Origin of the sequence: Enterococcus sp. 12F9_DIV0723 (assembly GCF_002174375.1) — a bacterium.
Lineage (GTDB): Bacteria > Bacillota > Bacilli > Lactobacillales > Enterococcaceae > Enterococcus_A > Enterococcus_A gilvus.
On the sequence record NZ_NIBK01000001.1, the window covers coordinates 1,198,727 to 1,220,772 of the forward strand.

At 40.6% G+C, this 22,046-nt stretch carries 22 protein-coding genes, 1 tRNA gene and 1 other annotated feature; of the genes, 18 read left to right on the forward strand and 5 right to left on the reverse strand.

Annotation, left to right across the window (positions count from 1 at the left end; translation table 11 throughout):
• Nucleotides 1–32: 32 nt before the first annotated feature.
• Nucleotides 33–1,481, forward strand: a complete 1,449-nt coding sequence (locus A5868_RS05830) for an alanine/glycine:cation symporter family protein (RefSeq protein WP_086305755.1) — start codon at nt 33–35, stop codon at nt 1,479–1,481.
• A gap of 394 nt (nt 1,482–1,875) precedes the next feature.
• Here A5868_RS05830 and A5868_RS05835 read toward each other — a convergent pair whose 3' ends face one another.
• Nucleotides 1,876–2,601 (reverse strand): gamma-glutamyl-gamma-aminobutyrate hydrolase family protein, encoded by a 726-nt coding sequence (locus A5868_RS05835; protein WP_087654084.1) that lies wholly within the window; start codon nt 2,599–2,601, stop codon nt 1,876–1,878.
• 217 nt (nt 2,602–2,818) lie between these two features.
• Nucleotides 2,819–2,866: a sequence feature (sodium ion sensor (DUF1646 type); this cis-regulatory element may regulate processes involved in with the transportation of sodium ions), on the forward strand.
• 45 nt (nt 2,867–2,911) lie between these two features.
• Here A5868_RS05835 and A5868_RS05840 point away from each other — a divergent pair.
• From A5868_RS05840 to A5868_RS05880, 9 genes are all read left to right on the forward strand, one after another.
• Complete coding sequence (locus A5868_RS05840) at nt 2,912–3,235, forward strand: hypothetical protein (RefSeq protein WP_086305756.1); 324 nt, start codon at nt 2,912–2,914, stop codon at nt 3,233–3,235.
• Entirely contained in the window at nt 3,222–5,183 is a 1,962-nt protein-coding gene (locus tag A5868_RS05845; RefSeq protein ID WP_087654085.1) for a V-type ATP synthase subunit I, read from the forward strand. Before A5868_RS05840 ends, A5868_RS05845 begins: the two co-directional genes overlap by 14 nt.
• 18 nt (nt 5,184–5,201) lie before the next feature.
• Nucleotides 5,202–5,672, forward strand: a complete 471-nt coding sequence (locus A5868_RS05850; RefSeq protein WP_010781136.1) for a V-type ATP synthase subunit K — start codon at nt 5,202–5,204, stop codon at nt 5,670–5,672.
• A gap of 90 nt (nt 5,673–5,762) precedes the next feature.
• Entirely contained in the window at nt 5,763–6,356 is a 594-nt protein-coding gene (locus tag A5868_RS05855) for a hypothetical protein (RefSeq protein WP_086304390.1), read from the forward strand.
• 95 nt (nt 6,357–6,451) lie between these two features.
• Complete coding sequence (locus A5868_RS05860) at nt 6,452–7,447, forward strand: V-type ATPase subunit (RefSeq protein ID WP_087654086.1); 996 nt, start codon at nt 6,452–6,454, stop codon at nt 7,445–7,447.
• On the forward strand, nt 7,437–7,748 hold the full coding sequence (locus A5868_RS05865; RefSeq protein ID WP_010781133.1) for a V-type ATP synthase subunit F: 312 nt from the start codon (nt 7,437–7,439) through the stop codon (nt 7,746–7,748). The genes A5868_RS05860 and A5868_RS05865 overlap by 11 nt, the downstream gene beginning before the upstream one ends.
• A gap of 13 nt (nt 7,749–7,761) precedes the next feature.
• Nucleotides 7,762–9,543, forward strand: a complete 1,782-nt coding sequence (locus A5868_RS05870) for a V-type ATP synthase subunit A (protein WP_086304387.1) — start codon at nt 7,762–7,764, stop codon at nt 9,541–9,543.
• Nucleotides 9,536–10,912 (forward strand): V-type ATP synthase subunit B, encoded by a 1,377-nt coding sequence (locus A5868_RS05875; protein ID WP_086304385.1) that lies wholly within the window; start codon nt 9,536–9,538, stop codon nt 10,910–10,912. The genes A5868_RS05870 and A5868_RS05875 overlap by 8 nt, the downstream gene beginning before the upstream one ends.
• 4 nt (nt 10,913–10,916) lie before the next feature.
• Nucleotides 10,917–11,549, forward strand: coding sequence for a V-type ATP synthase subunit D (locus A5868_RS05880; RefSeq protein WP_086304383.1), 633 nt, complete (start codon nt 10,917–10,919; stop codon nt 11,547–11,549).
• A gap of 52 nt (nt 11,550–11,601) precedes the next feature.
• On the opposite strand, the gene gloA is transcribed toward A5868_RS05880, so the two are convergent.
• Entirely contained in the window at nt 11,602–11,970 is a 369-nt protein-coding gene (gloA, locus tag A5868_RS05885; protein WP_086304381.1) for a lactoylglutathione lyase, read from the reverse strand.
• Between the two features lie 139 nt (nt 11,971–12,109).
• Between gloA and A5868_RS05890 the strand changes: the two genes are divergently transcribed.
• Complete coding sequence (locus A5868_RS05890) at nt 12,110–12,553, forward strand: NUDIX hydrolase (protein ID WP_010781128.1); 444 nt, start codon at nt 12,110–12,112, stop codon at nt 12,551–12,553.
• A gap of 21 nt (nt 12,554–12,574) precedes the next feature.
• Here the strand turns inward: A5868_RS05890 and A5868_RS05895 are convergent, their stop codons facing one another.
• Together A5868_RS05895 and A5868_RS05900 are read right to left on the reverse strand one after the other, a co-directional pair.
• The gene (locus A5868_RS05895) at nt 12,575–13,924 is read right to left on the reverse strand and encodes an HD domain-containing protein (protein ID WP_010781127.1); all 1,350 of its coding nucleotides are present in this window, start codon (nt 13,922–13,924) and stop codon (nt 12,575–12,577) included.
• Nucleotides 13,914–14,723 carry a lipoate--protein ligase family protein gene (locus A5868_RS05900; RefSeq protein ID WP_086304473.1) on the reverse strand — a complete coding sequence of 270 codons (810 nt, stop codon included), beginning with the start codon at nt 14,721–14,723 and terminating at the stop codon, nt 13,914–13,916. Before A5868_RS05900 ends, A5868_RS05895 begins: the two co-directional genes overlap by 11 nt.
• Before the next feature lie 144 nt (nt 14,724–14,867).
• Here A5868_RS05900 and A5868_RS05905 point away from each other — a divergent pair, with 144 nt between their 5' ends.
• From A5868_RS05905 to A5868_RS05915, 3 genes are all read left to right on the forward strand, one after another.
• Nucleotides 14,868–15,302 carry a DUF1934 domain-containing protein gene (locus A5868_RS05905; RefSeq protein WP_010781125.1) on the forward strand — a complete coding sequence of 145 codons (435 nt, stop codon included), beginning with the start codon at nt 14,868–14,870 and terminating at the stop codon, nt 15,300–15,302.
• Between the two features lie 73 nt (nt 15,303–15,375).
• Nucleotides 15,376–15,984, forward strand: a complete 609-nt coding sequence (gene rpoE, locus A5868_RS05910) for a DNA-directed RNA polymerase subunit delta (protein ID WP_086304379.1) — start codon at nt 15,376–15,378, stop codon at nt 15,982–15,984.
• Between the two features lie 116 nt (nt 15,985–16,100).
• Entirely contained in the window at nt 16,101–17,360 is a 1,260-nt protein-coding gene (locus tag A5868_RS05915) for a cytochrome P450 (protein ID WP_086304377.1), read from the forward strand.
• A gap of 417 nt (nt 17,361–17,777) precedes the next feature.
• On the opposite strand, the gene A5868_RS05920 is transcribed toward A5868_RS05915, so the two are convergent.
• Nucleotides 17,778–17,849 (reverse strand) — tRNA-Arg (locus A5868_RS05920).
• Nucleotides 17,850–17,901: 52 nt separating this feature from the next.
• Here A5868_RS05920 and rpoN point away from each other — a divergent pair.
• The 4 genes from rpoN to pgk form a co-directional block, all read left to right on the forward strand.
• On the forward strand, nt 17,902–19,209 hold the full coding sequence (rpoN, locus tag A5868_RS05925) for an RNA polymerase factor sigma-54 (RefSeq protein WP_010781122.1): 1,308 nt from the start codon (nt 17,902–17,904) through the stop codon (nt 19,207–19,209).
• A 175-nt stretch (nt 19,210–19,384) separates the two neighbouring features.
• Entirely contained in the window at nt 19,385–20,428 is a 1,044-nt protein-coding gene (locus tag A5868_RS05930) for a sugar-binding transcriptional regulator (RefSeq protein ID WP_010781121.1), read from the forward strand.
• Nucleotides 20,429–20,463: 35 nt separating this feature from the next.
• Entirely contained in the window at nt 20,464–21,465 is a 1,002-nt protein-coding gene (gene gap / locus A5868_RS05935; RefSeq protein WP_086304375.1) for a type I glyceraldehyde-3-phosphate dehydrogenase, read from the forward strand.
• A gap of 156 nt (nt 21,466–21,621) precedes the next feature.
• The coding region (gene pgk, locus A5868_RS05940; RefSeq protein WP_087654087.1) for a phosphoglycerate kinase at nt 21,622–22,046 on the forward strand (425 nt) is incomplete at its 3' end.

The following is a 22,046-nucleotide window of genomic DNA, read 5'->3' on the forward strand; positions in this document are numbered from 1 at the left end:
TGATAAAATGATAATAAAAAAGGAGGAATTCGATGGGTGATATATTATCAAAAATTAATTCTGTGATTTGGGGAGCTCCAATGATCCTACTTATTTTAGGAATTGGCATTATTTTAACAGTTGGCTGCCGAGCGATCCAAATTCGCCGATTACCGTTATCATTGAAGTACATGGTAAAAAATGAGGAAGGCGGGCAAGGAGACGTAACCAGCTTTCAGGCACTGTGTACAGCATTGTCAGCCACGATAGGAACTGGGAATATCGTAGGTGTTGCGACAGCGATCGTCGCCGGAGGTCCAGGCGCTCTCTTTTGGCTGGAGTTTGCTGGATTATTAGGAATGGCGACAAAATACGCAGAAGGGTTATTAGCTGTAAAATATCGGACATTTGACGATCATGGCAAAGCTCTTGGTGGTCCATTCTATTATATCGAGAACGGACTGGGTCAAAAATGGAAATGGTTAGCGAAAATGTTTGCCTTTTTTGGTGCCATCGCAGGGTTGATCGGTATTGGGACTATTGCTCAGATCAATGGGATCACATCTGCGGCGGAAACCTTTTTTGATCCGGAAAAAGTAAATACCATTGCACTTTTTGGCAATGAATATTCGTGGGCAGTGATCATTACCGGTACAGTGGTGACGATCTTAGTAGCAATTGTATTGGTCGGTGGTGTGCAACGGATCGCACGGGTATCAGAAGTTATCGTTCCCTTGATGATCGTTGTCTATGTCGGATTATGCTTATTTATGATTGCATTGAATATTACAAAATTACCAAGTGTTATTGTTGAGATTTTCCAAAGTGCTTTCGGCTTGCGTGCAGTTTCGGGTGGCGCGCTGGGTGCAATGATGATCGCTATGCAAAAAGGAATTGCGCGAGGCATCTTCTCGAATGAGTCTGGATTAGGAAGTGCGCCGATCGCAGCTGCGGCTGCTCAGTCTAAAGAGCCGGTTCGGCAAGGGCTTGTTTCAATGACGGGTACATTTATCGACACGTTGATCGTATGTAATATGACCGGTATGGCGATCATATTGACGGATGCATGGAAAACAGGTCTTGATGGCTCAGCAGTAACGATCTATGCCTTTAGTGAGGCTTTGCCGCTCTCTCAGACTGTCGCTTCTCTTTTATTGATGATCTGTTTAGCTTTCTTTGCCTTCACGACTATTTTGGGCTGGAATTACTATTCAGAACGCTGCTTGAGCTATCTGACTGGAGGAAACACAAAATTTTCAGCAATCTTTCGATGGGTATATATTTTTGCAGTCTTTATTGGACCCTATCTAACAGTCTCAGCGGTTTGGACGATTGCAGATATTTTTAACGGATTGATGGCATTCCCAAACATTATCGCTTTGATTTTACTCAGTCCAGTTGTATTCAAAGAAACAAAATCCTATTTCGCGCGATTGGCGGCAGGGGAGATCGATGAATACCCTACCGCTTCGTTAGCCGAAGCCTCATTGGATGATGATTAATTGATTCGTAAAAAGAGAGCTATAGCATTTTCGAACGGACACTATAATAAGAAACAATCAAAAAAGAGCACCTGCAAACTTAGTAAAATAAATCTGCAGGTGTTTTTGTTTTGTCCAAACAGCCATCAAAGCAATACGGTGTATTCGTCATATAAAGAAACGCTATCTAAAGCATATTCCGCAAAGGAACACCTTAAGATAACGTCTAGATACAAAAAGACCCAATAGGGTTAAACAATAAAGTAATTGATAGTGTAAAAAATGACAGCTATTTTTGGAACAATCAACAAATTATAGCAAAATCAGGCCATTATCCTTCTGCTGACTATCGTATGAAAAGAACACAGTGATCGATGCTTTTTATTTTAGATTAGAAAACAGAAGCACGTTCAATTTATTCAAATTCTTGAACAAAGTAATCAAATAAATTTTGTTCTTTAGGATCGTTTTTCCGTGTGAGTTCAGGATGCCATTGAACACCGAGGATTTTTGTATTTTTCTCTCGACTTTCGACAGCTTCGATAATTCCATCGGAAGACCAGGCGATGGGCACTAAGCTCTCGGCTAATTCCTTAATTGCTTGATGATGGTACGAATTTACTTGCGCTCGTTGACCGAATAGACCAGCGATTGATGAATCTGATTTTACAGTAATGGAATGCAAACCAAAATCAGGAACAGTAGGGAACATATCATGCTTGACCTCCCAATCAGGATATTGCGACAAATCCTGATACAAAGTTCCGCCCAGCGTTACATTTAAGAGCTGTGTTCCTCGACAAACTGTAAAAATAGGCTTGTTTTGCTTGATCGCTTCTTTCACTAAAGCCATTTCAAAAGAATCCCGTTCGATGCTCGTTGGCCCTAATTTAGGATGCGGCTCTTCTCCATACAGAAAAGGCGTTACATCCTGCCCGCCAGCTAACAATAATTTATCAATCGTTTCAACATACGTGCTAGCTAATTCAGGATCACTGATAGGTAACAAGAGCGGGACACCCCCAGCTTGATGTACGCCATCGATAAAACCCTGCGGACTATACGTAAATTGTTGATCAAAAAAATCCTGATTGTTTTGATAATGCTGATTTGCTGCGATACCGATTATTTTTCTTTCCATAGACAACCATCCTCTCTATCTTTTGATACCATAATCAATTCTTAAAAAGCAAGTAATTCGATTATTAAGTTTCTATTTATTTTTTCAAACGAAATACTTCTATAATATCACGATCCTCTGTGAGATTTTTAGAAGAATTTTTTATACTTTTTATTGAAAAATGGTTACGGGTATATCTTTATTTGATATACTATGTTTAATAAATAAAGACAAAAATGGTTGGGCGTAAGCTTCAAGGATCGTGTTCTTCAAGGGGTGAGAGGAACAGCCTGGAGTCTTGCGCTCTTTTTTTATACAGAGGAGGGGTTGTGTGTTAGAAGCTTTAGAAAAAATAAAAAGCACTGAGAAGCAAAATGAGAAAGAAAAGGAAACGCTAATGTCGAAATTGGCTGATTATGAATCGAGCCAAAGAAAAATGCTGCAAGAGAAACGAGAGGCTCTAAAAAAGGACTTCTCAAAGGCGTTATCAGAAAGGGAACATGAATTAGCGGAGAAACTGACAGTAGAAGAACAAGAGCTAGCGTCAAATGCCAAAGGAACGTTAACTACTATGGAAGATAACTATCTGAAAAAGAAAGAACAAACGATTCAACGTATTATTGAAAGGGTGATCTCAGAATATGGCAGTCAGTAAAATGAGCAAGCTCACTTTGATTGCGCAACAAGAATATAGCGAACAAATAATGTCTGCGATTCAGGGATTTCAAGGATTGGAAGTTCGGAATCTTTTCGAAAGGACAGTCAGCAATGACTGGATGAGGCAGTTTTTTGACGATGTAGAGCCCTTGTCTAGTCAAGATGGGCTGTCAAAAATAGATAGTCAATTGGAACAGATAGAAAATGCGATTCGATTTATAGAGCACCATGGCAGCAGTCATGAAAAAGTACGGCACCTTAAGCGTCAAAAAACGACGCTGCGTAGTTTAGAAGCAGATTTTCAAGAAAGAGAATTGCAGATAGAATTAATGAATGTTCAAGAATTACAAAAGCGTTTCTTAGACGTCCATGCCAAAAAACAAGAGGCTGAGGAGAAAGAAGCGCTTCTGCAAAAATGGTATTCGTTGGACATCTTGCCCCAAAAGACGACTTTGCATACTACTCAGATTTTTCTGGGAACGACCGATGTGAACGTATGGGAATTGCTGGAAGAACAAATAAAAAAGGAACAAATCTATTACGAACTCATGTATAGTGACGACCGCATTGTAAATTTTGCATTGTTGTATTTACGCAAAGAGCACTCTATAGTCCAAGAGCTAATTCGTCAATTCGGCGTGTCCGCTTTTACGTACAGTAAAGAAAGATTGCCAAAAGCTGAGCTGGCTGTAATCCAGCGAAAGCAACTTGAATTATTCGAAGAAGAAAAAGCGCTGGTAAAGAAGATCGGTCAAAAAAAGGCTATAGTAGAGCGATTGGAAATAGCAGAAGAAGTCTTGCTAGCACGAAAAAACCGATGGCTGGTCCAGAATCGCTTTGTCAAAGATGACAAATTATTTTTGCTTCAAGGATGGATCGAGACAGCCTCTTTTCCCGACTTCAAGGAATTTGTGAGTCACCTGATCGGCGAAGAGAATCTTTATATTGAGAGTGAAGAGCCAACAGAAATCGAAATCACTGAAGAAATTCCGACAAAATTAAAAAATCCTACACTCGTTCGCCCTTTCGAGATGCTCACAGAGATGTACAGCCTGCCGAAATACGAGGAGGTAGATCCTACACCGTGGTTCATGCCATTTTATTTTGTCTTTTTTGGAATGATGGTTGCTGATGCCGGTTACGGCATACTAATGCTAGCAGGGACAACGATAACTTTACTAAAAATTTTGCCGAGGGGAATGGAACGCTTTATGCGCTTTTTCCAAGTATTGGCAATACCTACAATAATCTGGGGGCTAGTCTATAATTCGTTCTTCGGATTTTCATTAGGCTATCCGCCAATTCTATCAACGAGTGAAGATGTTATCAGCATTTTGATATTGTCGATTGTTTTTGGAGTCATTCAAATTTTTATTGGTTTAGGGTTAGCTGCAAGAGAAAATATCCGAGCCAAAAATTATTTAGGAGCAATCTCGAACGGGTTTGCCTGGCAAGGAATGATGATTGGTGCGGTGGTCGCTGGTCTAGGTAAGATGATCTTGGATAGCCAAGCGCTATTTAAAATCGGTGTCGGCTTAGCGATAGCTAGTGCGCTGCTCGTGGTAGTAACGCCAATGATGCAATCAAAATCGAAAATCAAAGGATTGGCAAAAGGGGCGTATGACCTTTATGGAATCAGCGGCTATATCGGTGATCTGGTTAGTTACACTCGACTGATGGCGTTAGGGATATCTGGAGGAAGTATTGCTGCCGCGTTTAATATGCTGGTGAGCTATATGCCGCCGGTTGCCCGTTTTACAGTTGGAATATTGCTAATGGTGGCCTTACACGGCCTGAACATTTTCTTATCCCTACTGTCGGCTTATGTCCATGGCGCAAGGCTGCAATATGTAGAATTTTTTGGGAAATTTTATGAAGGCGGCGGACGTGCGTTTCGTCCTTTAAAAACAGAAGAAAAGTATATAAATATTGAAAAAGAAAAATAACTGGAGGAATTTTAAACAATGATGGATTATTTGATTAACAACAGCGGTGGCTTTATTTTTGCAGTTTTAGGGATGGCAACAGCGACGATTTTTTCTGGAATTGGTTCATCTAAGGGTGTCGGTATGACCGGTGAAGCAGCAGCGGCATTGACTACTAGCCAACCAGAACGCTTTGGACAAGCGCTGATTTTACAGTTACTACCAGGTACACAAGGCCTATATGGCTTCGTAATTGCCTTCCTGATTTTTACCAATTTGTCTCACGATTTGACTTTGGCACAAGGGTTTGGCTATCTTGGTGCAGCTTTGCCGATTGCCTTCACGGGATTGTTTTCCGGTATTGCACAAGGAAAGGTAGCAGCAGCAGGGATTCAAATCCTAGCAAAAAAACCAGAGCATTCTACAAAAGGGATTATTTATGCCGCTATGGTCGAAACCTATGCAATTTTAGGCTTTGTTATTTCATTCCTGTTAGTCGGACAAGTATAAGCTTTGATAGATAGGATATAAAGCAGAGAAAGGTGCTCTCGCAAATGTATATAAAAAATAAATACCTTTGTACAAATAAGGAGTTTTTTAATGGAAGCAATTGAAAAGATCGTTGAGCAATTGAATCAACAGGCTCAAGAAGAACGGCTCCTGCTAGAAGAAAAAGAGTTTGCACGGATCATTCAAGAAGTTCATGCGGAGCTAGAAGAAATGAAAGCCGAACATAAGAAACAGTTAGAGAAGAACTTAGAAAATCTAGAAAACAACTATAAGCAGACAAAAAATAGGCAACACATGGTTCAAAAGCAAACAATTTTAAATCAAAAACAAGCGATCTTGGAGCGCGTATTTTCTGAAGCAGTCACAAAGATGGAAAACTGGTCAGTAGCGGATCAGTTAGATTTTGCTCATAATGCTCTGGAAAAAATGTCTTTACAAGAACCGTTTACTTTTATTCCAGGAGAAAAATCGAGTACTATTTTCACCGCAAAATGGTTAGAGGAACAGAATCAACTACTTCATTGCGAGTTGGTCATGGGAAAAGCGCCTATCACGAATCAAGCAGGCTTCATTTTGGATAAAGAAGGAGTTCAATATAACTTTCTTTATCAACGCTTAGTGAAGGAAATTCAACAACGAGAAGGATTTAAAATCGCTCAAATGATTTTTGAAGAAGAACGATGACAGGCTTTTTCTCGTTCCGCCTCGTCTCAATGCAGTTAGCCTTAACAAAGGCTTGGAGACGGACAAACATTTAACCAAAAATTAGGAGGCATTGAATGAAACAAGCATCGTATCATGAATTGAATCCGCTGGTTCGTTTGAAAGAATTAGAACTGCTAACCCCCGAACTATTGACGCGAATGTTAAAAGCTGAGAATGTCATGGAACTCGAAACGCTTTTTAAAACGACAATTTATGGGGACTATGTAACGGGCAGTTTTTATGACAGTTTTGAAGAAGCGATTGCTCAGTCACAAGAAAGCTTAATAAAAGAGTTCGTAGATCGTGTGCCCGATCCAAAGGTGATCTGGATGTACACCATGCGCGATACTTTCCATAATCTTAAGGCGCTGATTAAAGCAGAGTTATTAGACAAAAATTTTGATGCTCTCTATGTGTATGATGGCTTCTACTCCTTAGAACAAATAAAAACAGCGATACGCACAGGACAAGCAAGCGGGTTACCCGAGATTTTACTTGAAGGGATTCGAGAGGTTCGCGAACACTTTGAAGAGTCAAACAGTTTACAGGGAATCGATATTATTCTCGATCGCAAATATCTCTATTGTCAATGGAAGATTGCTGAAAAAATAAAGGAACCGGAACTTATAAAAGAAGTGACTAGTTTCATTGATTTCACCAATATTATGATGATCGCAAGAGGGATCAAGCAGAAGAGAAGTCGGAATTTTATGTCCACAGCTTTATCTAGTCACGGAAGTGTCGCTAAAGAAGAATTGTTGGACTGTGTCGAAAGTAGCTTTGAAAACTTTCTCGTTTACTTAAGAACTACTTCTTATGGTGAGACGATTATCCCCGTCATTGACGAAGACAAACTTGATCTAGGCGGTCTAGAACGGATTTTTGACAATTATTTGACAAGTTTTTACGAAATAGCCCAAACTCAAGCTTTTGGACCGTTACCGGTTTTGGCTTTGTTGAATGCGAAGGCTATTGAGATTAAAAATCTGCGTTTGATCATTACAGGAAAGAGGATCGGCTTGACAGAGGAACAAATCAGAGAAAGGATGCGTGAGGTATATGGCACATAAAATCGGTGCGATCGGCGATAAAGACTCGATCTTGCCTTTCAAACTCTTTGACTTTGACACTCGAACGTCGAAAGATAAGCAGATCATCCGACAACAAATTGATGAAATGGCTAAAAATGAGTATGGCATTATTTATATCACTGAAGAATTTGCGCAACTTGTTCCGGATACTATCAAAAGATATGAAGAGCAGATGATTCCTGCGATCGTACTGATTCCGAACCACGAGGGAACACTAGGTATCGGCAGAGCCATGATTCAAGGACAGGTTGAGCGAGCAGTCGGACAGAATATTTTATAAAGGAGCTAATGACTTGCAAGAAGGTAGAATAATAAAAGTATCTGGTCCATTAGTGCTGGCAGAAAAAATGGAACAGGCAGCGATTCAAGATATTTGTTATGTAGGTGACCTCGGCGTTATCGGGGAGATCATCGAAATGCGCGGCGATGTCGCGTCCATTCAAGTGTATGAAGAGACGGCAGGAATAGGACCGGGAGAACCAGTGAAAACGACGGGAGAAGCACTTTCAGTTGAGTTAGGACCGGGGATCGTTTCTCAAATGTTTGATGGTATCCAACGACCATTGGACACCTTTAAAGAACAAACAAAGAGCAACTTTTTGAGTCGGGGAATTCAGATTCCAGCATTGGATCATTCGAAAAAATGGCTTTTCGAACCAATTGTGGAAGAAGGCGTTGCTTTATCCGCGGGTGATATTGTTGGAATTGTCAAAGAGACAAAAATCATTACGCACAAAATCATGGTTCCAAATGGAATCAGCGGCACCTTGAAACGAATCTCATCTGGTGAATTCACGATTGATGAGCGGGTGTATGCGATTGAAACCTCTAATGGTCTGCAAGAATTTTCGATGCTTCAGAAATGGCCCGTACGACGCGGACGACCTGTAGCGGAAAAACTGAATCCCGAAGCCCCTATGATTACCGGGCAACGAGTGATCGACACATTTTTTCCAGTAGTTAAAGGAGGGGCCGCGGCTGTTCCTGGTCCTTTCGGTGCAGGTAAAACCGTTGTTCAACATCAAATTGCCAAATGGGCAGACGTTGATATTGTGGTGTATGTTGGTTGCGGAGAGCGTGGAAATGAGATGACCGATGTATTGAATGAATTTCCAGAATTGATTGATCCAATGACTGGAGAATCTTTGATGGAACGGACGATTCTGATTGCCAACACCTCAAATATGCCAGTGGCCGCACGAGAAGCCTCCATTTATACAGGAATTACTATCGCTGAGTATTTTCGAGATATGGGGTATAACGTTGCTATTATGGCTGATTCAACTTCTAGGTGGGCAGAAGCGCTGCGTGAAATGAGCGGGCGTTTAGAAGAAATGCCTGGTGATGAAGGCTATCCTGCCTACTTAGGCAGTCGATTAGCGGAATATTATGAACGTTCAGGACGCGTCATTGCCTTAGGCAGTGAAGGGCGTGAAGGATCAATCACAGCAATCAGTGCCGTTTCTCCTTCAGGTGGGGACACCTCTGAACCCGTGACGCAAAATACCTTGCGTGTTGTAAAAGTATTTTGGGGGCTAAGCGCTACGTTGGCGCAACAACGCCATTTTCCATCTATCGACTGGTTGCAAAGCTATTCTCTCTATTCTTCCGAAGTAAGAAAATATTTAGATAATGATTTGCAGGGGAATTGGTCGCAACTGGTAGCGGAAGGAATGCGTATGCTTCAAAAAGAATCTGAACTGAATGAAATCGTTCGTTTGGTGGGAATCGATTCTCTTTCAGAAAAAGACCGCTTAACTTTGGAAGTCGCAAAATCTTTAAGAGAAGATTATTTGCAACAGAATGCATACGATGATGTGGACACTTTTACTTCGCGAGAGAAGCAATTTAAAATGATCCAAAATATCCTGGCTTTTAATAAAGAGGGTCAACGAGCTTTAGAATTGGGGACCTATCTAAAAGAAATTATGGAGGGCACAATTGTTTTACGTGATCGAATTGCGCGAAGCAAATATATTGCCGAAACAGAATTGGAAAAATTGGATCAGATAAAGCTAGATATCGTATCAGAAATCCAAGCGATCGTTGCTAAAGGAGGAATGACCAGTGATTAAGGAGTATCAAACGATCAATGAAGTGGTCGGACCTTTGATGGCGATTGATAAGGTAGAAGGAATAAAATACGAGGAATTGTTAGAGATCCGTTTGAATAATGGCGAATTGCGTCGGGGTCAAGTGCTGGAAATCCATGAAGACAAGGCACTCGTTCAAATCTTCGAAGGAACAAGTGGAATTAATTTGAAGGAATCCACCGCTCGATTCCTTGGACATCCGTTGGAGCTAGGGGTATCTGAAGATATGGTCGGACGTGTATTTGATGGACTTGGTCGACCAAAGGATGGCGGACCAGAGATTTTGGCAGAAAAAAATGTCGACATTAACGGTGAGGTCATCAATCCCGTTTCTCGCGACTATCCAGATGAATTTATCCAAACGGGGATTTCTGCGATCGACCACTTGAATACGTTGGTTCGCGGACAAAAATTACCTGTATTTTCAGGTTTTGGATTGCCCCACAAAGAGTTGGCGGCTCAAATCGCTCGACAAGCGACTGTTTTGAACAAGGAAGATGATTTTGCCGTAGTATTTGCTGGGATTGGGATTACGTTTGAAGAGGCAGAATTTTTCATGGAAGATTTTCGGCAAACTGGAGCGATTGATCGTTCAGTCGTCTTTATGAATTTGGCAAATGATCCAGCGATCGAACGGATTGCGACCCCTCGTATGGCGCTAACTGCCGCTGAATATCTGGCGTATGAAAAAGGAATGCACGTATTGGTCATCATGACCGATATGACAAATTATTGCGAAGCGCTGCGTGAAATCTCTGCTGCCAGACGAGAGGTCCCAGGGCGTCGAGGCTACCCAGGTTACCTCTATACGAACTTGGCTACTCTATATGAACGTGCTGGACGGATTCGTGGTCTGAAAGGGTCGGTCACACAGATTCCGATCCTAACAATGCCAGAGGATGACAAAACGCATCCGATACCAGACTTGACGGGTTATATCACGGAGGGGCAGATCATTTTATCTCGAGAATTAGATAAAAACGGCATTCAACCGCCAATCGATGTATTGCCGTCATTATCACGTTTGAAGGATAAGGGGACCGGTGAAGGAAAGACACGAGAGGATCATGCGCCTACTATGAACCAACTGTTCGCCGCTTATGCTCAAGGCAAACAAGCAAAAGAACTTGCTGTTGTTTTGGGAGATTCTGCATTGTCTGATGTCGATAAGATTTACGCGAAATTTGCAGAGCGATTTGAAGAGGAGTACGTCAATCAAGGGTTCTATGAGAATCGTTCGATTGAAGAAACATTGGATTTGGGATGGGAACTTCTTGCGATGCTGCCGCGTACAGAATTGAAGCGGATCAAGGACGAAATGTTGGATGCCTATTTAATAAAGGGAGATTGATCCTATGGTGAAATTAAATGTGAATCCAACGCGGATGGAACTAACACGATTGAAGAAGCAGTTAACCACTGCCAGTCGCGGTCACAAGCTTTTGAAAGACAAGCAAGATGAGCTGATGCGTCGATTCATTTTATTGGTCAAAAAAAATAATCAGATGCGTGTGGAAGTTGAAGAAGCATTGCAGCAAGCAATGAAGAACTTTTCATTAGCAGATGCTTTATTAAATGACAAATACATTGATGAATTATTGGCGGTTCCAAAAGAACGCGTTTCCCTCGACGTTATTGAAAAAGATGTTATGAGTGTGAAAGTACCAATCATGAATTTCCAGCATGAATCAGAATTGTCGGATGGCTCGCTAGAATATGGATTTTTGAATTCCAATGACGAGTTAGATCAAAGTATTCAAAAGTTCACTGAAGTGTTGCCGAAGCTGTTGGAACTGACGGAGATTGAAAAAACCTGTCAATTGATGGCGAAAGAAATCGAAAAAACGCGTCGACGGGTCAATGCGTTAGAGTATATGACCATCCCGCAACTGGAAGAAACGATTTACTTTATTCAAATGAAATTGGAAGAAAATGAACGTGCCGAAGTCACACGCATGATCAAAGTGAAAAATATGGGTAATAAATAAAAAAGTACAAACAAAAGACCAACTCTGTATATCAGAAAGTTGGTCTTTTTTTCTAGCGGATCACTTCTATTTTGTAGCCGTCAGGATCAGTAATAAAGTAATAAGATGGATCTGTTCCAGGTAAGCCTTTCATGTCAGTAATGGTAAATCCTTTGTCTTTATGCTCAGCATGAAGCCCTTCGATGTCTTCTGAACGAATCGCGATATGACCATAGCCGTCTCCTAAATCATAAGCTGCATGATCATAGTTGTAGGTTAATTCTAATTCGTAGTCATCCCCTGGTAAAGTTAAATAAACCAAAGTAAATTTTGAATCAGGAAAATCACGGCGACGAGATTCTTCAAAACCAAAGGCCTCTTGATAGAATTTCACTGAAGCTTCCAAGTCCTTAACGCGAACACATGTATGTGCCATTTTCATAAATAAATACCCTCCTAAATTAAGTAGTAATTTCATCATAACATAAATCAATTATTTGCCAGCAATTATGCTCAGCAGTTGTTTATGAGTTTTTTTTAATGTACACTATCTAGTAAATACATTTTGTAGGAGGACACCGATGATCCCAGTATTTGGCGTGAAGGACGTCGAAAAAAACTATCAAGCACGTTATGCAGCTTATGCAATTTTAATGAATGAGGAAAAGGAAATTGCACTTATTCAAGCTCCTAATGGCGCATATTTTTTACCTGGCGGAGAAATCGAAGGAAAGGAAACGAAAGAAGAAGCGATTGCCCGTGAAATGTTAGAGGAATTAGGTTTTACAGTTGTATTATCTGACTATTTAGGACAAGCGGACGAGTATTTCTATTCGCGTCATCGGGAAACCTTTTATTATAATCCAGGCTATTTCTATTCCACGAAGAGTTGGGAAAGAGTTTCTGAGCCTTTAGAAGAAGGAAACAACAGCAGTTGGGAGTCACCGGAAAAAGCAATGGCGCTACTTAAGCGCGGCAGCCATAAGTGGGCAGTAGAAGAATGGTTAAAGAAGAACCCTTTCTGAAAAATCAGAAAGGGTTCTTCTTTAATTGACTAGCGCGCCATTATGGATATGTTTAGCAAATTCTTGGTAATAATCATCAAAAAGATCAGAATTATTACTATCTTGTTGGGTCATTTCTTTTGGATAGTAAAAACGAATATCTCCTTGTCCTTGACCAGTCAATGCTGAAACCAGTTGGCTCGCTCTGGATAATTCAATTAATGAGCCGTCTTTTTGCATCAATTCTATCTGTGTACGATGGCTGCCCTTTTCAGGATGGTACAGATCGTAGGGTAAGTCATAGCTTGAATTGATTGCTGTATAATAACGGGGATTGAACCCTGCTTTTTCGACTAAGGCCTTCATTTCTACTAATAAAGGATTGTCGCTGGAATCAACAGTGATGGATTTTAAGGGTTTGCGATTCAAAAAACGATAAGCCAAATCACTTAAAATCAAATCTTGCTCATCGATCCACTGAGCAAAATACGTATTCAACACGCCATCATCTAGTTTCAGGTAATCTTCTAAGGAGAAATCCGCCTTTAAAAAGGGAATCAACAGTTGAGAATGAAAAGTAAAAATTTCAGCATCCTCTTGATAGAGTTCATGCGCGCGATCCAACAGATGCTCAAGCAAGACTTCCATTGCACGAGAAACAGGGTGAAAATAGACTTGGACATACATTTGATAACGGCTAACGATGTAATCCTCGACGGCGTGCATCCCATTCATTGAAAAGGCGATTCCGCCTTCATACGGACGAATGACCCGAAGGATTCTAGTAAGATCAAAGGTTCCGTACTCTGTTCCTGTGTAATAGGCATCTCGCAATAGATAATCCATTCGATCAGCATCAATTTGACTGGAGATCATTTGTACGACCTGCGGATTTTCGTAAGTTTTTGTGATAACACTGGCGACTTTTTCCGGGAATCCTTCTTCGACGTTATTCAAAATTTGAAAAACTTCTGTTTCTGGTGAAGTAATGATGGCTACCGTCAACGCTTCATGATCCGTGTGGAAAATATGCTCAAAGGTGTGAGAATAAGGGCCATGTCCAACATCATGGAGTAAGGCTGCACACAAGGCGACCAGTCGATGGGAATCATCCCAGCCGTCTTTTCCATATTTCTCTTGAGAATAATTCCGCTGAAAAATGTCACAAATTCGACGTGTAATATCGTATACTCCTAAAGAATGGGAAAAGCGACTGTGTTCGGCACCATGAAAGGTGTAAGAAGTTGTGCCAAGCTGCTTGATTCGTCGCAGTCGTTGTACTTCTTTTGAATTGATCAAATCTAAAATTACTTGGTGTTGAACGTGAATATAATTATGAACTGGATCACGGAATACTTTTTCCAGCGGCAGCATTTGATTTTTATAACTCATGGAGTACCTCCTGAATGATTTTATTGCGTTGTTGCATGTGTTGGATACGGCGCTGGTAATCCTCCAACAAATAAAAATCGCCCAGAGCAGTTGTCTGGTCTCTATGGGGCATCACTTCTAATAGTTCCTTTTTGACTGAAGCGATGGAAACCGCTGACGGAAAAACATCATTCAGCGTAGTCATGCTGTTCGGTTCAACGGGAGGATAATCCACACCAAACTGCTCTTTTAAGCCGCTTTGATAAAAGGCTCGAACTACTTCTCCTCGGATGCGTTGATTTCCGTTAACACTCAAATACATCATGATGGCTACACCTTCTTTGACGCGGCGCTGTGCGATCCCAGCAATTTTTTTTCCATTGATGGAGAGATCATAGTTACCTGGACAATAAGAATCGAACACCTCGCCAATCTCAATGCCCAATTCTCCAAAGGCTGTGCGACTCAACCAATCAGCCATGGTCTGATACCCATCGTCAATCGATGACGCAGCAATAGACTCTTTGGGAAGAATCAAAGAGACATTCAAAATCCCTTCATCACTGATAACCCCCAATCCGCCAGCGTTTCGCAAAAGCAAGCGATACTCTTTTTGTTGAACTGTTTTTAAGGCATCCTCGAGATAGGTGACACGGCTATCTTTCATTCCTAAAATGAGTGTCTTTGGTAATTGCCAAAAATGAATGATCGGCTGAACTTGTTCGCCGCTGAATTCTGTGAGAACATCAGTCAAAGCAAATGGGTTGAACAAATCATTTTCCGGCAGCATTCCTTGGTCAAAAAGCAATGCTTCTTTCATCAAATCTTCCTCTCCTACCATATTTTCCTTCTTATTATAAACAATAATTTGCAAAAACAGGTAATCAAGTCGCTTAAAAAGCAGAAGTAGTTGACAAAAAAAGTAAAACCGACAAAAATATATACTGGAAGGAGTGGAAGCTCTGTGAATATTAATGAAGGCATTCCCGCAAAAATAAACATTCAAACGAAAGTCACTCAAAACAATGAGACAGAAGATTTCGTATTTGATCTCCCCGGACAAGTGGTTAAGATGGGAGATAAGTTGTACATTCGCTATAAGGAAATCCAACCCGATGGCAAAGAAGTTCCAGTAACAGTGAAAGTCACCCCCGATTCACAAGTTCAATTAACACGTGCAGGCGAAGCGCGCATGCGGATGCGTTTTGCGTATCGTGAAAAAATGGAGACCAACTATAAAACTCCGTTTGGAATGTTCGTTATCACGACGTTTGCGACGAAATTACACATTAGTTTGAAAGACCGCCCGTTTTCCGGTGTCATCACGATTGATTACGCTCTATATATGAAGGAAGAAAAAGTCGGCGACTATCAGATGGTCTTAGAATTTACCACCTAATTACAAGAAAGGTTTGCTTTTTATCTTTTGATTTTGTATGATAAGGAGTAGACTTTGAAAGGACGTGTCATACTTGGAACTTAGTATTTTTGATGGTTTGAACAAAGATGAATTGTCAATGATTGAAGTGGCACACGCAATTCTGGAAGAACGCGCAGATGTAATGGATTTTTCGGATCTAGTAAACCAAATCCAAAACTATCTTGGCAAATCAGACAGTGAGATTCGTGATGCATTAGCACAATTTTATACCGATTTGAATATTGATGGAAGTTTTATTTCTCTTGGCGACAATCGCTGGGGATTACGCTCATGGTACGCGATCGACTCGATTAACGAGGAAGTGAACCACGGCTTAGAAGACGATGAAGAGGACACACCGCGTCGTAAGAAACGTAAAAAAGTCAATGCCTTTATCAATGGGGATGAAGATGCGATTGATTACAATGATGACGATCCAGAGGATACCGATTTGTTGGCTGAAGATGAAGAAGACGAGATCGACGACGATGACGATGACGATGATGACGAAATCGCAGCATACAACTCTGACTTGCAAGAAATCGGAGCAGATGCTAATGAGGATGACGAAGAAGTTGTCCCTGGCGGAATCGAAGATGATCTAAGCGTGATTGACGATGACGATGATGACGACTTTGATGAGGAAGAAGATGAAGAGTAGATCAATTGATCTACTCTTTTTTTTGTTTTAAAGACATGTTCGCGAGCGCTTCTTTTTGTCCTTTTATGAAAAAGACGATACTATAAAATCATGAATAATAGGAAAAGAGGATGACTATGGAAAAAGTGCCTGAAATAAAAATCAAATTAACAGACGTAACGGAACGATTGGATGAAGGCTATTTATTATTTTCAACCTTACGAGAAGAAGCAAACGCGCCGGTTGTAAAAGCGCGCTTATTAAACAAAGAAGTCATCGCAGTTTACGGTCAAGAGGCTGCAAAGAAGTTTTATGACCCAAATAATTTTAAACGTGAAGGTGCAATGCCCAAGCTGGTGCTGAAAACGTTGTTTGGTGAAGATGGTGTCCAAACAATGGATGGACAGTCTCACGAACATAGAAAGACGATTTTTATGAATTTGATGACACCAAAACGGATGGAAGACTATCATCAAATAGTAGATAAAAATTTATCAGAAAAGCTCGATCAACAACACGGGGAATTCGATCTATTCGATCTATCGAAAGATGTTTTGTTCCGATCCATCTGTGAATGGGCAGGCATCGATTTGTCAAAAATACCAAAAGAAGAGGTAGAACAACTTGCAGACTATCAGATTTCAATGATTAGTTCGGCAGTAACAAATCCGGCGACACACATTAAAGGCGTTGAAAATCGGAAAAAATCAGAAAAATGGGCACAATCGTTGATTGAGGACGCACGCATCCATCCAGTTGCCAATAAAGAAGAAGTGGCTCTTTATGCTTTTGCGAATGCTACAGATGAGCAGGGTGAATTATTACCAATCAATGTAGCCGCTGTGGAATTACTGAATGTGATTCGTCCGACCGTCGCGTTGACTGTCTGGATTGCTTTGATGGGCCATGCGCTATTTAGCCGTCCAGATATCTATCAACGGCTCCGAGCAGAATTCACTCAATTGCAAGATTCCTTTATACAGGAGATGCGGCGTTACTATCCATTCTTTCCAATGCTGCCAGCTTTTGCAACGAAGGATGTGGAAATCGATGGGTATAGGATACCGAAAGACAGTTGGGTAGTTTTGGATCTCTACGGGACAAATCATGATGAACGTTCCATAGAATCTCCTGAAGTATTTCGTATCTCTCGTTATTTGGGTAAAGAGAAGCACATTTCTTATGATGAGGAATATGAGATGATTGCTCAAGGCGGGGGTAAATTTGAGGCGATGCATCGCTGTGCGGGAGAATGGATCACGCTTCATACATTGCGTGTTTTTTCTGATCAACTCGTTAATAAATACGAATTTTCAGTTCCCGATCAAGATTGGTCGATCCCTATGAATCAGTTTCCGACATTTCCAAACAGTAAAGCATTAGTGCTGAAGAAATAAACGTTAGGACCTCTTTGTTTTATCAGAGAGGTCCTATTTATTTTGGACCCTATAAAAAAGATTTACAAAGGCCAGCACCTGCTTTGAAAAATAGTAATTCAGCTAATTTTTACTAAGCAAGCGAAGATTGAGATCCTGGGTAAATGGAAAGTCTTTTTGAAAAAAACTTTTCGAATATAAAGTCTATCGATAAAATACTTTCTAAATGAAAAGTCAAAAGTCTTTTAGCTTTCCATTTGAGTAAGCTCTATTGTGAGTTTTTCGTTGTTCAAGGAAGGCACTTTTTAGAAAAGATAAAAGGGATAAAATTGATATGTATTAGGTAAAAACGTATAATGAATGTTATAGAGGGCAAATTGTGTAATGAAAATTTGCAAAAAAAGAGACACCTCTTAAAAAAGAAGTGTCTGAAATGTATGCGCCCTGAGGGAATCGAACCCCCGTCTCAAGAACCGGAATCTTACGTGATATCCACTACACTAAGGGCGCAAGCACGATTATTAGTTTAGCATACTATTTTAAAAAAACAAGGGGAAAGTATATGAAGTTTCAACAAGGTTATTCGCAAAAACAACAACAAACGCAAAAATTGGCGATGACTCAAGAGTTGCAGCAAGCCATTCGAATACTACAATTTAATACTGAAGAGCTGCAGGACTACGTTGAAACAGTCTCTTTAGAGAATCCGCTGATTGAAGTAATTCCGCCCAAAATCCAAAGTGACTTGATGCAGATGCATAACGGAGGCGGAGCGATCAAAGAAGAGTCTTTCTTTCAGATCGCAGATCATCCAGTTTCTTTGTTTGAGCATTTGATCAATCAGATTCATTTGAATTATCGTGATACCTTCATTCGTGAAATCATGCTCGTACTGGTAGAGTCTATTGATGTGAATGGGTATTTAAAAATTGATGAAGAAGAAATCAAAAAGGAACTAAAGGCGACAGACATCCAATACCTCGATGCGCTGACCCTTTTGCAGCAGTTAGATCCTCCGGGTGTGGGTGCTAGGAATTTACAAGAATGCTTGATGTTGCAAACTGAGCAGGATAATTACGCTCCTGATTTAGCGTATCTGCTTTTGGAAGAATCGTTTGATGAAATTGCTAAAAGAAAGTTTGAACAAATCGCAAAAAAATATCGTATTAGTTTACCGCAAGTTCAAGAAATTTTAGACTATATTCGTAGCTTGAATCCATTTCCGGGAGCAAGCTTTGGCGGACAAGATTCCAATTTCATCATTCCTGATCTCACATTAGTTAGAAGAGAAGACCGCCTGGTGGTATTGTCCAATAAACGTGGGCAGCTGCGTTTGAATTTCCAAGAGAATTACTTCAACCGGTTGAAACAACAAGCAGATGAAGAAACAGCAGCTTACTTAAAAGAGAAGCTGCAACAATTTGAATGGTTGAATAAAACGCTGGGTCAGCGTAAGGACACCATATTAGAAGTTGGAAAAATCATCGTGCAGCATCAAGCATCGTTCTTTGAAGAAAAACAAGGGGCGCTAAAGCCATTGATGCTAAAGGACATCGCGAAACAACTGGAAGTACACGAGTCAACAATCAGTCGCGCCGTCAACGGAAAATATATTGAAACAGACTTCGGTGTGTTTGAATTAAGAAGCTTCTTCGTCAATAAGGTCAACGATGAGGACACGTCGGCGGATGGGGTCAAACAGTTGATTGCCTCATTAGTTGATGATGAGGATAAGCGCAAGCCATTGTCCGATCAGAAAATTGTTGAATTACTTGCTGAGAAGGATCAAAAAGTATCCCGGCGGACCGTCGCAAAATATCGGGATGCATTGAAAATTCCCAGCTCATCGAAAAGAAAACGTTTTGATTAAGCCAGGTAAAAAAACTTGGCTTTTTCCTTGCGTAAAAGGCTTAAAACTGATACACTTTGTCATGTAAGAAATGAACAAATTTCAAAAAATAATTTGAATTTCTTACCTTTTTTTTAAAATTCATGGGTCGCTAAAAGTCTATGAGGGACTACTTAAGTCCAACGGAGGAATTCCTTTGTTAAGTGAATTAAGAGTACTTGAAGCTATCGCCCCTGATGTCCTAGAGGTTGTTAAAAAGAGATACCGCATTATGCAAAATATTTTTTGGATGCAACCCATCGGTCGGAGAAACTTGGCTGATTCATTAGGTCTCACTGAGCGTGTATTAAGAAGTGAGACAGAGTATCTTCGAGATCAGCGTTTAATCGATGCAACAAAGAGCGGCATGTTACTAACTGAAAAGGGCGAAGGGTTATTACAACATCTAGAACTTTTGATGGAACAATTCACCGGCATGGATCAGTTGGAAAAGCAGCTTGCTTCACTTTTTAGCATTGAGCGATGTTTGATTGTTTCTGGTAACAGTGATGAACAGGGGAAAGTAATCGGTGAATTTGGCGAGTTGGTTGATGAGGCATTACAGCGTCAACTTCCAGATGGCCGAAATATTATTGCCGTAATGGGTGGTACAACGATGGCCGAAGTTGCCAGACATGTCAGCCCGTTAGAAACAGCAAAACGTCACAATCTTTTTGTTCCAGCTAGAGGAGGTATCGGTGAAGCGGTATCGATCCAAGCCAATTCAGTGAGCGCCTTGATGGCAGCAAATGCTCATGGGGAACACCGTGCGTTGTATGTTCCAGAACAACTCAGTGAAGAAGCTTACCACACATTGCTAAAAGAGCCTTCAATTAGAAGTGTTTTAGCGATGATCAAGGAGGCCAACTGTGTTGTACACAGTATTGGTCGTGCTTTGCACATGGCAGCCAGAAGAAAAATGTCTGAAGACGAAATTATTCGTTTGAAGCAAAAAAATGCTGTTGCAGAATCATTTGGTTACTTTTTTGACGAAAATGGAGCAATCGTTCATAAAGTACCACGCATCGGTTTGTCATTAGAAGACATTCAAAAGATGCCTACGGTTCTCGCCGTGGCTGGTGGAAAAAGTAAAGTAAAAGCCATCACCGCGTATATGAAAAATGCTCCCAAACAAACGTGGCTCATCACAGATGAAGCCGCCGCAAATGAGATTTTAAAAGGGATATCCCCTTTAAAATAAATATATTTTTTGATTCCATAAGGAGGAAATCTTAAATGACAGTAAAAGTTGGAATTAACGGATTTGGACGTATCGGACGCTTAGCATTCCGCCGTATCCAAGATGTAGAAGGATTGGAAGTTGTAGCTATCAACGACCTAACAGACGCTAAAATGTTGGCTCACTTGTTAAAATATGATACAACTCAAGGTCGCTTTAACGGAACTGTTGAAGTTCATGAAGGTTCATTCAACGTGAACGGCAAAGAAGTTAAAGTTCTTGCTAACCGCAACCCTGAAGAATTACCTTGGGGAGAACTAGGAGTAGATATCGTTTTAGAATGTACTGGATTCTTCACTTCTAAATCTGCTGCTGAAAAACACTTAACAGCTGGTGCTAAACGTGTTGTTATCTCAGCTCCTGGTGGTAACGATGTTCCAACAATCGTTTATAACACTAACCATGAAACTTTAACTGGTGACGAAACAGTTATCTCTGGTGCTTCATGTACTACTAACTGTTTAGCTCCTATGGCTAAAACTTTAAATGACGAATTTGGCGTTGTTGAAGGATTAATGACAACTATCCATGCTTACACAGGTGACCAAATGACTCTTGATGGACCTCACCCTAAAGGCGACTTCCGTCGTGCGCGTGCTGCTGCAGCAAACATCGTGCCTAACTCAACTGGTGCTGCTAAAGCTATCGGTTTAGTTATTCCTGACTTGAACGGTAAATTAGACGGAGCTGCTCAACGTGTTCCTGTTGCAACTGGTTCATTAACTGAATTAGTTACTGTTCTTAACAAAAAAGTGACTGTTGACGAAGTAAATGCAGCGATGAAAGCAGCAGAAACTGAATCATTCGGTTACAACACTGACGAAATCGTTTCTTCAGATATCGTAGGCATGACTTACGGTTCATTATTTGACGAAACTCAAACTAAAGTAATGACAGTTGGCGACCAACAATTAGTTAAAACTGTTGCTTGGTATGACAATGAAATGTCATACACTGCTCAATTAGTTCGTACTTTAGAATACTTCGCTAAACTTTAAGATTTATTTTAAACGAAAACAACATTGTCTGAAAAAAGGCGGGGAAGCAACGCGCTTCTCCGTTTTTTTCGATGTAAAAGTTATCATTGGCTCTTTTATTAGAAAGAGTTGTATAATAATAAAGATTCAAAAAAAATATTTTGGAGGTTTTCTTTCATGGCAAAAATGACAGTTAAAGATCTTGACTTGAAAGACAAGAAAGTTTTAGTTCGTGTGGACTTCAACGTTCCTGTTAAAGATGGCGTGATTACTGATGACACTCGTATTAAAGCGGCGTTGCCAACAATCAACTACATTTTAGAACAAGGCGGAAAAGCAATTTTGTTCTCTCACCTTGGTCGTGTGAAAACAGAAGAAGACAAAGCAGGCAAATCATTAAAACCTGTTGCTGAACGTTTAAGCGAATTATTAGGTAAAAATGTAACATTTGTACCTGAAACTCGTGGTTCTGATTTGGAAACAGCAATCGCAGACATGAAAGACGGAGACGTAGTTGTCTTTGAAAACACTCGTTTCGAAGATATCGACGGCAAAAAAGAAAGCGGAAATGATGCTGAACTTGGTAAATACTGGGCTTCATT

Coding starts and splice junctions, on each gene's coding strand:
- A5868_RS05900 (WP_086304473.1), bottom strand. CDS start 14,723: ATGAAAGAAGCATTGCTTTTTGACCAAGGAATGCTGCCGGAAAATGAT.
- rpoN (WP_010781122.1), top strand. CDS start 17,902: ATGAAGTTTCAACAAGGTTATTCGCAAAAACAACAACAAACGCAAAAA.
- A5868_RS05850 (WP_010781136.1), top strand. CDS start 5,202: ATGATGGATTATTTGATTAACAACAGCGGTGGCTTTATTTTTGCAGTT.
- A5868_RS05895 (WP_010781127.1), bottom strand. CDS start 13,924: ATGAGTTATAAAAATCAAATGCTGCCGCTGGAAAAAGTATTCCGTGAT.
- gap (WP_086304375.1), top strand. CDS start 20,464: ATGACAGTAAAAGTTGGAATTAACGGATTTGGACGTATCGGACGCTTA.
- A5868_RS05855 (WP_086304390.1), top strand. CDS start 5,763: ATGGAAGCAATTGAAAAGATCGTTGAGCAATTGAATCAACAGGCTCAA.
- A5868_RS05915 (WP_086304377.1), top strand. CDS start 16,101: ATGGAAAAAGTGCCTGAAATAAAAATCAAATTAACAGACGTAACGGAA.
- A5868_RS05865 (WP_010781133.1), top strand. CDS start 7,437: ATGGCACATAAAATCGGTGCGATCGGCGATAAAGACTCGATCTTGCCT.
- gloA (WP_086304381.1), bottom strand. CDS start 11,970: ATGAAAATGGCACATACATGTGTTCGCGTTAAGGACTTGGAAGCTTCA.
- A5868_RS05880 (WP_086304383.1), top strand. CDS start 10,917: ATGGTGAAATTAAATGTGAATCCAACGCGGATGGAACTAACACGATTG.
- A5868_RS05835 (WP_087654084.1), bottom strand. CDS start 2,601: ATGGAAAGAAAAATAATCGGTATCGCAGCAAATCAGCATTATCAAAAC.
- A5868_RS05890 (WP_010781128.1), top strand. CDS start 12,110: ATGATCCCAGTATTTGGCGTGAAGGACGTCGAAAAAAACTATCAAGCA.
- A5868_RS05845 (WP_087654085.1), top strand. CDS start 3,222: ATGGCAGTCAGTAAAATGAGCAAGCTCACTTTGATTGCGCAACAAGAA.
- A5868_RS05860 (WP_087654086.1), top strand. CDS start 6,452: ATGAAACAAGCATCGTATCATGAATTGAATCCGCTGGTTCGTTTGAAA.
- A5868_RS05830 (WP_086305755.1), top strand. CDS start 33: ATGGGTGATATATTATCAAAAATTAATTCTGTGATTTGGGGAGCTCCA.